At 60.0% G+C, this 11,504-nt stretch carries 13 protein-coding genes; all 13 read left to right on the top strand.

Going from position 1 to position 11,504, the window contains the following annotated elements; genetic code table 11:
* Nucleotides 1-24: 24 nt before the first annotated feature.
* The 13 genes from Q8M73_08235 (at nucleotide 25) to Q8M73_08175 (ending at nucleotide 11,393) form a co-directional block, all read left to right on the top strand.
* Nucleotides 25-237 carry a hypothetical protein gene (locus Q8M73_08235; protein MDP2288534.1) on the top strand — a complete coding sequence of 71 codons (213 nt, stop codon included), beginning with the start codon at nucleotides 25-27 and terminating at the stop codon, nucleotides 235-237.
* A 2-nt stretch (nucleotides 238-239) separates the two neighbouring features.
* On the top strand, nucleotides 240-2,915 hold the full coding sequence (alaS, locus tag Q8M73_08230) for an alanine--tRNA ligase (GenBank protein MDP2288533.1): 2,676 nt from the start codon (nucleotides 240-242) through the stop codon (nucleotides 2,913-2,915).
* 14 nt (nucleotides 2,916-2,929) lie between these two features.
* A complete protein-coding gene (gene ruvX, locus Q8M73_08225; protein ID MDP2288532.1) occupies nucleotides 2,930-3,334 on the top strand; it encodes a Holliday junction resolvase RuvX in 405 nt (134 codons plus the stop codon).
* Nucleotides 3,331-4,359 (top strand): endolytic transglycosylase MltG, encoded by a 1,029-nt coding sequence (mltG, locus tag Q8M73_08220; protein ID MDP2288531.1) that lies wholly within the window; start codon nucleotides 3,331-3,333, stop codon nucleotides 4,357-4,359. Before ruvX ends, mltG begins: the two co-directional genes overlap by 4 nt.
* Before the next feature lie 10 nt (nucleotides 4,360-4,369).
* Nucleotides 4,370-5,158: a shikimate dehydrogenase gene (locus Q8M73_08215; protein ID MDP2288530.1), complete on the top strand. Its 789-nt coding sequence runs from the start codon at nucleotides 4,370-4,372 to the stop codon at nucleotides 5,156-5,158.
* Nucleotides 5,159-5,202: 44 nt separating this feature from the next.
* Nucleotides 5,203-6,381: a chorismate synthase gene (gene aroC, locus Q8M73_08210; GenBank protein ID MDP2288529.1), complete on the top strand. Its 1,179-nt coding sequence runs from the start codon at nucleotides 5,203-5,205 to the stop codon at nucleotides 6,379-6,381.
* Nucleotides 6,378-6,914, top strand: coding sequence for a shikimate kinase (locus Q8M73_08205; protein ID MDP2288528.1), 537 nt, complete (start codon nucleotides 6,378-6,380; stop codon nucleotides 6,912-6,914). Before aroC ends, Q8M73_08205 begins: the two co-directional genes overlap by 4 nt.
* On the top strand, nucleotides 6,907-7,995 hold the full coding sequence (aroB, locus tag Q8M73_08200) for a 3-dehydroquinate synthase (GenBank protein ID MDP2288527.1): 1,089 nt from the start codon (nucleotides 6,907-6,909) through the stop codon (nucleotides 7,993-7,995). Before Q8M73_08205 ends, aroB begins: the two co-directional genes overlap by 8 nt.
* Before the next feature lie 32 nt (nucleotides 7,996-8,027).
* Nucleotides 8,028-8,465: a type II 3-dehydroquinate dehydratase gene (aroQ, locus tag Q8M73_08195; protein ID MDP2288526.1), complete on the top strand. Its 438-nt coding sequence runs from the start codon at nucleotides 8,028-8,030 to the stop codon at nucleotides 8,463-8,465.
* Nucleotides 8,466-8,547: 82 nt separating this feature from the next.
* A complete protein-coding gene (gene efp, locus Q8M73_08190; protein MDP2288525.1) occupies nucleotides 8,548-9,111 on the top strand; it encodes an elongation factor P in 564 nt (187 codons plus the stop codon).
* Nucleotides 9,111-9,551, top strand: a complete 441-nt coding sequence (gene nusB / locus Q8M73_08185) for a transcription antitermination factor NusB (protein ID MDP2288524.1) — start codon at nucleotides 9,111-9,113, stop codon at nucleotides 9,549-9,551. Before efp ends, nusB begins: the two co-directional genes overlap by 1 nt.
* An 82-nt stretch (nucleotides 9,552-9,633) precedes the next feature.
* On the top strand, nucleotides 9,634-10,422 hold the full coding sequence (locus Q8M73_08180) for a matrixin family metalloprotease (protein ID MDP2288523.1): 789 nt from the start codon (nucleotides 9,634-9,636) through the stop codon (nucleotides 10,420-10,422).
* Between the two features lie 116 nt (nucleotides 10,423-10,538).
* Complete coding sequence (locus tag Q8M73_08175) at nucleotides 10,539-11,393, top strand: SDR family oxidoreductase (protein ID MDP2288522.1); 855 nt, start codon at nucleotides 10,539-10,541, stop codon at nucleotides 11,391-11,393.
* Nucleotides 11,394-11,504: the final 111 nt, after the last annotated feature.

The raw sequence follows: 11,504 nt of genomic DNA, 5'->3' as shown, positions 1-11,504 counted from the left end.
GCCTTAACCAAAGGGAGAGTTGTGATGCGCAGGATGTTCTGGTTTGCCGTCGGGGCGGCCGTAGGGATCCTTGCGTATCGACGCGGTCAGCGCTTTGTCGATGAGTCGCGTGAGCGTGGCATCGTGATGACCATTCAGCAAGCTGCTGTCAATGCTTCTGCGGCTGTGGAGTCCGCGCGATCAATGGTCGAAGCTCGGCTCAACAGCGATCGCAATCACGAATCAAAAGGGGCCTGACCGTGGATTCCGCTGAGATTCGCAGTCGCTTCCTGCGCTACTACGCCGATCGAGGGCACCAGATTGTGCCGTCGGCTTCGTTGCTGCTTGATGACCCCACACTGTTGTTCGTCAACGCAGGCATGGTGCCCTTCAAGCCGTATTTCCTTGGGGAGGCTCCAGCCCCATACCCGCGGGCAACCAGCGTCCAGAAGTGCGTCCGTACCGGCGATATCGAGGAGGTCGGCAAGACCACTCGGCACGCCTCCTTCTTCCAGATGGCTGGCAATTTCTCCTTCGGTGACTATTTCAAGGAATTGGCCATTCCGATGGCCTGGGAACTGCTGACGAGTTCGGTGGCTGATGGTGGCTACGGCTTCCCCGAGGACAAGTTGTGGGCGACGGTCTATCTGGATGACGATGAGGCCATCGACATCTGGCACAAGCAGGTGGGCTTGCCGCTTGATCGCATTCAGCGCCGCGGCATGGCCGACAACTTCTGGTCGATGGGGATACCCGGGCCCTGCGGTCCCTGCTCGGAGATCTACTACGACCGTGGTCCAGAGCATGGTCGCGATGGTGGTCCGGTGGCTGATGAGGATCGCTACCTCGAAGTCTGGAACCTGGTCTTCATGCAGTCCGAGCGTGGAGCCGGGCCAGCCAAGGAGGACTACCCGATCCTTGCGGATTTGCCAGCGAAGAACATCGACACAGGTATGGGGCTGGAACGCATGGCAGCGCTCCTGCAGGGCGTGGACAACATCTACGAAATCGACACCACGCGCGGAATTCTTGATCGTGCAGTCGAACTGAGCGGCACTCGGTACGGGGCCACCCCAAAGTCCGATGTCGCGCTGCGAGTGATTGCAGATCATGCGCGTACATGTGCCTTCCTCATCGGTGACGGAGTCCTGCCGGGCAACGAAGGCCGCGGATACGTCTTGCGTCGTTTGATGCGTCGCGTCATCCGCAACATGCGACTGCTTGGTGCTCAGGATCCCAGCATGGGTGAGCTCATAGACGCCACTGTGCTGACGATGGCTCCGCAGTACCCAGAGCTCAATGACGAGGTCAATCGCATTCGTCAGATCGCCATCGCTGAGGAGGCAGTCTTCATTCAGACCCTGCGGGCTGGAACCACGATCTTCGACACGGCAGCCCAAGGCATTCGTTCAACAGGTGGCAGCACCGTTTCGGGTGAACAGGCCTTTGCACTGCACGACACTTATGGCTTTCCCATTGATCTGACCTTGGAGATGGCGGCAGAGCAGGGACTTCAGGTTGATGAAGAAGGCTTCCGCACGTTGATGGGCCAGCAGCGCGAACGAGCCAAGGCTGACGCTCGCGAACGCAAGGTTGGCCTAACGGCAACTACTGCCTACCGCGACATTCTTGAGACAGGTGGGCGCACAAGCTTCACCGGCTACACCGAGGTTGATTCCGAAGCCACCATCATCGGACTGGTGCGTGATGGGGCTACGGTTGCGGCGGCTTCAGCAGGTGAGCATCTGGAAATCATTCTTGATCGTTCGCCCTTCTACGCCGAATCTGGCGGGCAGCTGGGTGATCGTGGCCGCATCGTTTCGTCAACCGGCGCTGTCGCTGAGGTGTATGACGTACAGATGCCCGTGCCAGGGCTTTTCGTCCATCGCAGTGAAGTGCGATCGGGTGAATTCGCTTCAGGAATGAGCGTCGTTGGCCACGTCGATATCCAACGTCGTCGGGCAATCTCGCGGGCGCACACGGCCACCCACCTCATCCATCGCGCCTTTCGCGAAGAACTCGGTGACACCGCCACTCAGATGGGATCTGAGAACGCACCGGGTCGCCTGCGTTTCGATTTTCCAAGTTCCACACCAATCGCTCCTGATGTCATGCAGTCCGTTGAGGCTCGCGTCAACGAGGTGCTGTTGGAGGATCTCGCGGTAACTGCGCATCAGATGTCTCAGGCGGACGCACGAGCCCTTGGCGCAATGGCACTGTTCGGCGAGAAGTACGGCGATCAGGTACGTGTCATCTCAGTGGGGGACTGGGCGCATGAACTGTGTGGCGGTACTCACGCACAGCGGTCCGGGCAATTGGGCGTAGTCACCTTCCTTGGCGAAGGCTCCATCGGTACCGGAGTGCGAAGGGTGGAGGCTCTCGTTGGAGCCGACGCCTATCAATTCCTGGCCCGCGAACACGTGCTCGTGAATCGACTCACCGAACTGCTGAAGGTTCCTGCTGAGCAGATCCCTGATCGGATCGAACGCACGATTGCCTCGCTCAAGACTGCCGAGCGCGACCTGGAGAAAGTGCGCAAGTCTGCGTTGTCGGCAAGTGTTGACGACGTCATCGGGGCAGCAGTTGAGATCGGTCCCGTGCACGTGTGGGCCTTCCAAGCACCCGAGGGCATGGATGCGGCGGCATTGCGCGAAGTGGTCGTGCAGGTCAAGGGCAGAAATCGGTCCGGTGTGCCGGTAGTCCTCTTTGGCACAGTTGTCGCAGACGGAAAAGTCTCGGCAATTGCTGCAGCCAACGAGCAGGCCATCGCTCTGGGAGTGGGCGCCAACATTCTCCTCGCCGCCGCGCTGCCGCTCTTGGGCGGACGAGGCGGTGGCAAACCAGACCTCGCCCAAGGTGGCGGAACTCACCCGGCAGGGGTTGCAGACGCAATTGAAGCCGTGAAGGCAAGCATCACGGCTCGGGTGTCCAACTGACTGAGCTCACCGGCGTGCTCCTTGCCTGCGATGTTGGCACCGTGCGCATCGGCGTAGCGCGCAGCGACGCCGGCCAGGTGCTCGCCGTCCCGCTGGACAGCGTGCCGGCAGGTGACGCGGCAATCAGCCAGATTCTTGAGCTCATCAGTGAGTATTCAGTGGTGGAGATCATCGTGGGTCTGCCGTTGAAGATGGATGGAAGTGAGGGTGCTTCGGCTGAGATGGCGCGCACATGGGCAGCGGAACTTGAATCCAGCACTGAGATCCCACTCCGACTCGTGGATGAGCGACTCACAACAGTGCAAGCGCAACGCGGGATGCATGCGGCGGGCCGGACGGTGAAGAACTCGCGATCCTGGATCGACAGCGCGTCAGCCGTGGTGCTGCTGCAATCAGTACTTGAAAGCAGGTCACGATGATGTCTCGTCGCAATCGGCTCGTCACACTTGTGGTGTCTGTTGTTGCAGTGCTCGCATTGATCGTGGTCTTCGTCGCTAGCGGCGGTGGGAGCGATTTCTCGGGGCCTGGTACTGGTAAGGCTGTCGTCATCGTGGTACGCGGCGACTCACTCTCCGGCATCGCCAACACGCTGGTGCAAGCCGGAGTGGTGGCATCAGAATCCGCGTTCCTGGATGCGGCGCAGGGCAACGACAAGTCGCAGACCATCGGCCCAGGGCGGTACACCCTGCTGCGGGAGATGAGTGGCGAAGGTGCACTTGCGTTGATGCTGGATCCGAAGTCACGCGCTGACAGTCGACTCGTCTTGCCTGAAGGCCTGCGTCTGCAACAAAGCGTTCAGACAACAGCGCAGGCCACCGGGATTGCGACTGAGAGCCTTGACGAGTCCTTGAAGAATTCGGCAGCACTCGGACTTCCGGCTTGGGCAAAGGGCCAGCCAGAGGGCATGCTCTTTCCGGCGAGCTATGACCTCGCTGGCGATGAGTCAGCTGACGATGTGGTGAAGATGCTGTTCAAGCGCTTCAACCAGGAGAGCAGGGAACTGGATCTTGAAGCGAGAGCAGCAGCCTTGCAGTCAGATCCATACAGCATCATGGTCATTGCTTCGATGATTCAGGCCGAGGGTCACCCAGGCGACTATACAAAGGTCTCAAGAGTCATCTACAACCGACTCGAAGCGGGCATGCCTCTGCAGTTGGACTCAACAGTTGCGTACGGACTTGGCATCACCCAACTCAGCCTCACCGGCGAGCAGCTCAAGAGCGACACGCCCTACAACACATACGTGAACAAGGGCATCCCGCCAACCCCGATCAATTCGCCTGGGTCCGCCGCAATAATGGCGGCGCTGTCCCCGGCCCCGGGCAAGTGGCTGTACTTCGTCACCGTGAATCCCGACACTGGCGAGACCAGATTCGCGCGCAACTACTCAAAGTTCCTTCGCGATAAGGCAGTTCTGACCGAATATCTCAGAACGCATGGGTGAGAATCAGGCGATGAAGCGTGCTGCGGTTCTTGGTTCTCCTATCGCGCACAGTCTGAGTCCCGCTCTGCATCGAGCCGCATACGCAGCACTGGGGCTTGATTGGACGTACGACGCCATCGAAGTAGACGAGAGTGAACTTGCCCATTTCCTTGCTCAGCTTGATGATTCATGGGCAGGGCTGTCTCTGACGATGCCCTTGAAGGAAGTGGCCATCGAGCTGTGCGAGCTGGTTGATCCCACCGCATTGTCCATTCGTTCCGTGAACACCTTGCTGCCCACTGCCACCGGATGGTCGGGCACCAATACCGATGTCACCGGGATCGTGCGCTCACTTGAGGAGATCGGCCTTGGCTCAGATCTGGACTCGGCCCTGATTCTTGGTGCAGGCGCCACAGCGCGCAGCGGCATCGCCGCCCTTGCACAGATGCGGGTTGGATCTGTGGGCGTCGCTGCCCGCCGACCCGAGCAAGTCGCTGAGTTGCTTGAGCTTGCTGAATCCCTCGGCCTGTCAGCGAGCGCGGTTGCATGGGAACCCAAGCCATCGAGTCTTGATGTGTCACTTGTGCTGAGCTCGCTACCCGGGGACGCTGGAGCACCATGGGCCCAAGTTGCTGGCAGCACTTCTGCCGCCTTGCTCGATGTGGCCTATCACCCATGGCCGACGCCTTTGGCCGCTGCTTGGCCTACAACTCAGATCGCGAGCGGGCGATCAATGCTGCTGTGGCAGGCCGTTGAGCAAGTGCGGCTGATGACCGGGCTCGACGGACCTGTCGATGCAATGCGCGCCAGCCTGAACTGATGCGCTTGCCGTGCAGGCAAAATCGGATCTGACAGGATTAGGGCATGGTGCGTTGGCTGACTGCGGGTGAATCGCATGGTCCAGCCCTTGTAGCGATCGTCGAAGGCCTGCCCGCGGGTATCGAAGTGACCTCCGGGGATATTTCTGTGGAATTGCAGCGACGCCGATTGGGCGTTGGTCGCGGTGCTCGCATGAAGTTCGAGAAGGACGAAGTGCGCATCATCGGAGGCATCCGTCATGGCCTGACACTCGGCGGACCGGTAGCAATCGAAGTCGGCAACACCGAATGGCCAAAATGGCAGGTCGTGATGTCGCCGGACCCAGTTGATGCCGAAGAACTTGCAAGCCTGGCTCGCAATGCACCCTTGACCCGGCCTCGACCAGGTCACGCTGATCTGGTGGGCATGCAGAAGTACGGATTCACGGATGCGCGGCCAATTCTGGAACGTGCCAGTGCCCGCGAGACTGCGGCTCGAGTCGCCCTTGGTGCGGTCGCCAAAGCCTTCCTTCGCCAGATTGCCGGCATTGAGGTCTTCAGCCACGTGGTACGCATCGGATCAATTGCCAGCCCTGAAGGAGCGTTGCCCTCGCCGGCTGACCTGGCAGCAATCGACGACGACCCCGCCCGCTGCTTTGATCCCAAGACGGCGGCCGCAATGGAGGAAGAAGTAAGCCTCGCGCATCGCGAGGGAGACACTCTGGGCGGCGTCGTCGAAGTCATTGCCACCCAACTTCCGCCTGGCCTTGGCAGCCATGTGCACTGGGATCGGCGCCTTGATTCCCGTCTGGCTGCCGCACTGATGGGCATTCAGGCGATCAAGGGCGTGGAGATCGGTGACGGCTTTGGTCTGGCTGCTGTGCGCGGCAGTGACGCTCAGGACGAGATCATCGCGGGAGAGTTCGGGCTTGAGCGCACTTCAGGCAAGTCCGGCGGTACCGAAGGCGGTATGTCCACAGGTGAGACTCTGCGGGTGCGCGCTGCTATGAAGCCAATCTCGACAATTCCACGAGCCTTGCGCACTGTTGACATTGCCACCGGTGAGGCCGCGCCAGCCATCAATCAGCGTTCCGATGTGTGTGCTGTGCCCGCTGCAGGTGTCGTTGCCGAAGCGATGGTTGCGTTGGTGCTGGCAGACGCCATCACGGAGAAATTCGGCGGAGACAGCGTTGCCGAGACCAGACGCAATGTGCAGGCCTATCTCGCAAATCTGACCATCCGATGAGTCCCGTGGCGGTGCTGGTCGGCGCTCCCGGGTCCGGCAAGTCAACTGTTGGCAAGAGGCTTGCCACTGCAATGGGCGTGGACTTCGCTGACGCTGATGCACTGATCGAGGCAGCGATGGGCATGTCGGTGTCTGACATCTTTGTGACTCTCGGTGAGCCGGCATTTCGCGCCAAAGAGCTCGAGGTCATTTCACAGGCACTGCGGGACAGCACTGGTGTGCTCGCGCTCGGCGGGGGAGCGATAGTGAACCCGAGTACTCGTGAAGCTCTGCGGGGTGAGCAAGTGATCTGGCTTCAGGTCGATCTTGCCTCGGCAACAAGTCGCGTTGGCATGAATACGGCTAGGCCGCTCCTTATCGGCAATGTGCGCGGAAAGATGGCAGAACTGATGGCTGAGCGGGCACCGCTCTACGAAGAAGTCAGCTCCATTACCGTCAACACCAGTGGACGCAAGGTTCGTGAGGTGGTCGACGAGCTCGTGGATCTGCTCAAGGCCCGCGATGAAGCCAGCAGTGTGACGTCACATGACTAGTCACCGCATTCACGTCAGCGCCGAACGGGAGTACGACGTTGTCATCGGACGTGGCGTGCTTTCGGAATTGCACTCATTGCTTGAAGGGTCCACGCGAATTGCCATCGTGCACGCACCTACGTTGAGTGAGCGTGCCGCTGCCCTTGAAGCCATGCTCAGTGTTGAGGGCTACGAGATTCTCGGAATCCAGTTGCCTGATGCTGAAGCGGCGAAGACCAGTGAAGTACTCGCGCAATGCTGGGCTCAGCTCGGAGCAGCCGGATTCACTCGCAATGACACGATCGTGAGTCTGGGCGGCGGAGCGACGACAGATCTCGCCGGATTCGCCGCTGCCACCTGGTTGCGCGGGATTCCCTTGGTGCACGTGCCCACAACAGTGTTGGGCATGGTCGACGCCGCCGTTGGCGGCAAGACGGGGATCAACACCTCGGCAGGCAAGAATCTTGTCGGCTCGTTCTACAGCCCGGTCGGTGTGATTTGCGATGTCGACCTGCTTGAGACTTTGGATCAAAGCGATATCAACGCTGGCTTGGCCGAAGTAGTCAAGGTTGGCTTCACCTCCGATCCTGAGATCCTTCGCATCGTGCAGGCCGACCTTGCGGCTGCCACTGATCCGTCAAGTGACGTGATGATTGAGCTGATCGCGCGGGCAGTGCAGGTGAAGGCAACTGTGGTCGGCTCAGACTTCCGCGAGGTTCGAGCCGGCTCTGCGCTTGGTCGTGAGGTGCTGAACTACGGGCACACCCTGGGTCATGCAGTTGAGCACCTTGAGCAGTACGCCTGGCGGCACGGGGCGGCAATCAGCGTTGGCATGTGCTTTGTAGCTGAGCTGGCCCGGCTCGGCGGGCGTCTGAACCCCGCAGATGCTGCTCTGCATTTCCAGATTCTTGGAAGCCTGGGTCTGCCAACTTCCTATCCAGCAGGCCTTTGGCCCGAACTCATCAAGGCGATGAGCCTGGACAAGAAGGCTCGCGGTTCAGTGATTCGCTTCGTTGTTCTGGATGGCATCGGGTCCCCCGTCTCTTGGGATGGCCCGGAAGAACAGCTTCTTGAGGCGGCATACGCGGCGATTGCGCGCTGAAGTTCCGCGGCTGTCCGCATTAGGCTTCATATATGTCACGTACGGTGCTTGTGCTTAATGGCCCGAACCTCAATCGCCTGGGAGTGCGCGAACCCGACGTTTACGGGCGCACCACTTTTGCTGAGTTGAGTCAGATGTGCCGTGAGGCAGCGGAGTCCTATGGCATGTCGGCTGATATTCGGCAGACCAATGACGAGGCGCAATTGATTGATTGGCTGCACGAAGCCGCTGATCAGGGGTTGCCGGTAGTGATGAATCCTGCTGCCTTCACGCACTACTCATACGCCTTACGTGACGCCTGCGCGATGCTGACGGCCCCGCTCATCGAGGTCCATCTCTCAAATCCCTCTGCGCGGGAGGAATTTCGCCACACCTCAGTCATTGCCGGGGTGGCCAGCGGCACCATAGCTGGGTTTGGTGTGGACTCATACCTCTTGGCCTTGGAGCAGATTGCCCGATTGACCGCCTAGCCCTGCACCTTGGCCGGGTGATCTGCGAATGCTGAGTAGGATCATGCGACCTTTGAATTGACGTACCTCTGGAGTGATTCGCGTGGCAACCTCGAACGATCTCAAGAACGGCCTTGTCCTGAACATTGATGGACAGTTGTGGACCGTGATCGAATTTCAGCATGTCAAGCCTGGCAAGGGCGGTGCATTCGTGCGCAGCAAGCTGAAGAACGTGTTGACTGGCAAGGTGGTTGATCGGACTTTCAATGCCGGGGTCAAAGTCGAGACTGAGCAGGTCGATCGTCGCGATATGCAGTACCTCTACCGTGATGGTGAGGACTGGGTGTTCATGGACGTCAGCAGTTACGAGCAGTACCCCGTGCCCAACGCCGTTGTTGGGGATTCCTCGCGTTTCCTGCTTGAGAACCAGGTTGCCAATGTCTCGATTCACAATGGATCGCCGATCATTGTTGAGCTGCCCGCGAACGTCGAACTGACGATCACCTACACCGAGCCGGGCGTGCAAGGCGACCGATCAACAGGTGGCTCAAAGCCGGCCACTCTCGAAACGGGCACCGAGATCCAGGTTCCGCTCTTCATTGAATCTGACACCAAGGTGAAGGTCGATACTCGCGACGGCTCGTACCTCGGGCGCGTGAACGACTAGTGGCAGCGCGAAGCAAGGCACGCAAGCGTGCACTTGACGTGCTCTATGAAGCCGATGTGCGTGGCACCAATGCGTCCGAAGTCCTGTTGGGGCAGATTGATCGACGTGCGGCAGATCACGAGCCGGAACTCAACGCGTATGTCACCGAACTTGTTGAAGGTGTGGTCGCCAATCAGGAGCAGATTGACGAGATTCTGAGCACGTATTCCATGGGATGGACCTTGGAGCGCATGCCAGCAGTCGACAGGGCAGTGCTTCGCATCGGCACCTTCGAAATCATCTGGGCTGATGATGTGCCCGACGCCGTAGCAGTGTCCGAGGCGGTGGCATTGGTTGCGGATCTCTCGACAGAAGAGTCAGCTTCATTCGTCAACGGACTGCTTGGCCGCATCATCGAGATCAAGCCGCAGTTGGCAGTCGCGAGTCTGGGCGACAACTAGCCACAAAGATTTCGCCGAGTCGCTGCCTTGCGTGCCATTGGGATGCCACTCGAACGGGGGACATTTGGTCTATGCTCGGCGCGTGACGGTTAGCGAGCCTCCTACTGGCGCTGATCGACGCGATCCGCATAATCCCTTGCGTCGTCCCAGCGACTACACAGGAGATGGCAGGCGTCGGCGGCATTGGACCGGTCCCGAGCGCCTACTTCGGCTCAATTACCGCCGTAGCCCCATCGCTACATTGATCTGCACGCTGACCCTGCTGATGGGTACGAGCGCCGTTGCCTATGGCACAACCCGCGTTGGATCCATCTACAACGATGAGGCATTTGCCGGCAGTGGCTGGGCGAGTTGCTCGACGCCCATCAGTTTCACCACCGACACCTCCTACCTGTCCAAGGACATGGCAGCCAGCATCCGCCCAGACTTGGCCGCTGCATTCGAAGAATGGACTCGTGGCGCGGGCTATGCATTTGTGGATGAGGGGGAGCATCCCGTGGTCTTCGATGATGCGACTTCCACGGTCAGAACTTCAGCCGATCTGCAACGGAACATCGCCGTCTATTTCGTGCCGGACTCACGTTCGAGGATGATCACCAGCGCGGTCGTGGGCTTCGCCTCGCCCAACATGGTTCGGCCTGACACCCGGGAGATTGTGGGCGGGTACATGGTCGTGAGCGCTGACTACGTGAAGGTGGTGGATCCTGTACGCAGACGCGCTCTCTTCATGCACGAACTTGGGCATGCATTGGGATTGGCGCACAGCGATGACCCGGGCAACGTGATGTACAAGTACATGCACAACAACGCCACCCTGGCCAGCGGTGATATCGCGGGAATCAAGGCCATCGAGAAGGTCTGTGCCTCCTGACTTCGCAACTGGCGCAGGCTTCCAGTGCTGTTCCACCGAAATGCTGACGACCGATCATCCACTGGGGTAGCGTCGCGGATTCCGGAGTCAAAGGATTCCAACCTCAGGGAGTAGTCATGGCACAGAAGGCATTGGTCACTGGCGGCAGTCGCGGCATTGGCAAGGCAATTGCACTTGCGCTGGCGGAGAACGGCTTCGATGTTGCGATTGCGGCTCGCACTCTGCGCGCCAGCGATCCCACCCCTGAGCACTCCCAGACCGTTCACAAGCAGGATCTGCGTCCGCTTCCTGGCAGCGTTGAAGAGACATGTGCGCTCGTTGAAGAGCGCGGGCAGAAGTCACTAGCGCTCCGGATGGACCTGACTGACCTTGATTCAGTTGAGGCAGCCTGCGACAAGCTGCTGGCCGAGTGGGGCGGCGTGGACGTCGTGGTCAACAACGGCCGCCATATCGGGCCTGGTCTGATGGACTCGATTCTGGACACCCCAATTGAGCAGTACCCGCTGTTTGTCATGGCGCACGGAGTCGCGCCGATCCGCATTGCTCAGAAGCTGCTGCCGGGCATGATCGAGCGAGGTCACGGCACCTTCGTCACCATTTCCTCAGGTGCTGGCTACGAGTTCTACCCTGAGGGCGCCAGGCCAGGGCTGGGCTACCGCATCGGCAAGGCTTCGGGGCACACCCTCGTGGGCAGCATTCAGGCCGAGCACCGCGATCAGGGCATCAAGGCGTACAACGTGAATCCAGGCTTCGTGCTCACCGAGCGCAACTCACTTGACGTTGAAGAGTTCGGCTTTGATCCGGCCTGGGCCGGACCTCCTGCAGCCGTTGGCGCAGCAGTTGCCTGGTTGGTGACCTCCCCTGAGGCCGACGCACTGCAGCGTCAGAACATCGACGCGCAGCCGCTGGCCCTTGAGCGCAAGCTGTACCCGGATTGGCGTCCGGCAGGCGCGGATACGCCTTTGCTCTGAGGACGACTGACAAGAGTTGTGGCGTGGCCCGGGTGAGATTTGCATGCCCAGCGGCGTGCAGGACACGACAAGAATCCCAAATTCGTGAAGGGTTTTCAGCAGTTGCACGGT

This window comes from Actinomycetota bacterium (assembly GCA_030684515.1).
In the GTDB taxonomy this organism is placed as follows: Bacteria; Actinomycetota; Actinomycetes; order S36-B12; family S36-B12; genus UBA11398.
Note: the sequence above shows the minus strand (reverse complement) of the source record. Positions and strands in the feature narration are given on the sequence as shown.

Excerpts from the sequence above, each read along its gene's own strand:
- Q8M73_08235 (MDP2288534.1), top strand. The coding sequence starts at position 25 with ATGCGCAGGATGTTCTGGTTTGCCGTCGGGGCGGCCGTAGGGATCCTT.
- mltG (MDP2288531.1), top strand. The coding sequence starts at position 3,331 with ATGATGTCTCGTCGCAATCGGCTCGTCACACTTGTGGTGTCTGTTGTT.
- Q8M73_08215 (MDP2288530.1), top strand. The coding sequence starts at position 4,370 with ATGAAGCGTGCTGCGGTTCTTGGTTCTCCTATCGCGCACAGTCTGAGT.
- aroC (MDP2288529.1), top strand. The coding sequence starts at position 5,203 with ATGGTGCGTTGGCTGACTGCGGGTGAATCGCATGGTCCAGCCCTTGTA.
- Q8M73_08205 (MDP2288528.1), top strand. The coding sequence starts at position 6,378 with ATGAGTCCCGTGGCGGTGCTGGTCGGCGCTCCCGGGTCCGGCAAGTCA.
- aroB (MDP2288527.1), top strand. The coding sequence starts at position 6,907 with ATGACTAGTCACCGCATTCACGTCAGCGCCGAACGGGAGTACGACGTT.
- aroQ (MDP2288526.1), top strand. The coding sequence starts at position 8,028 with ATGTCACGTACGGTGCTTGTGCTTAATGGCCCGAACCTCAATCGCCTG.
- Q8M73_08175 (MDP2288522.1), top strand. The coding sequence starts at position 10,539 with ATGGCACAGAAGGCATTGGTCACTGGCGGCAGTCGCGGCATTGGCAAG.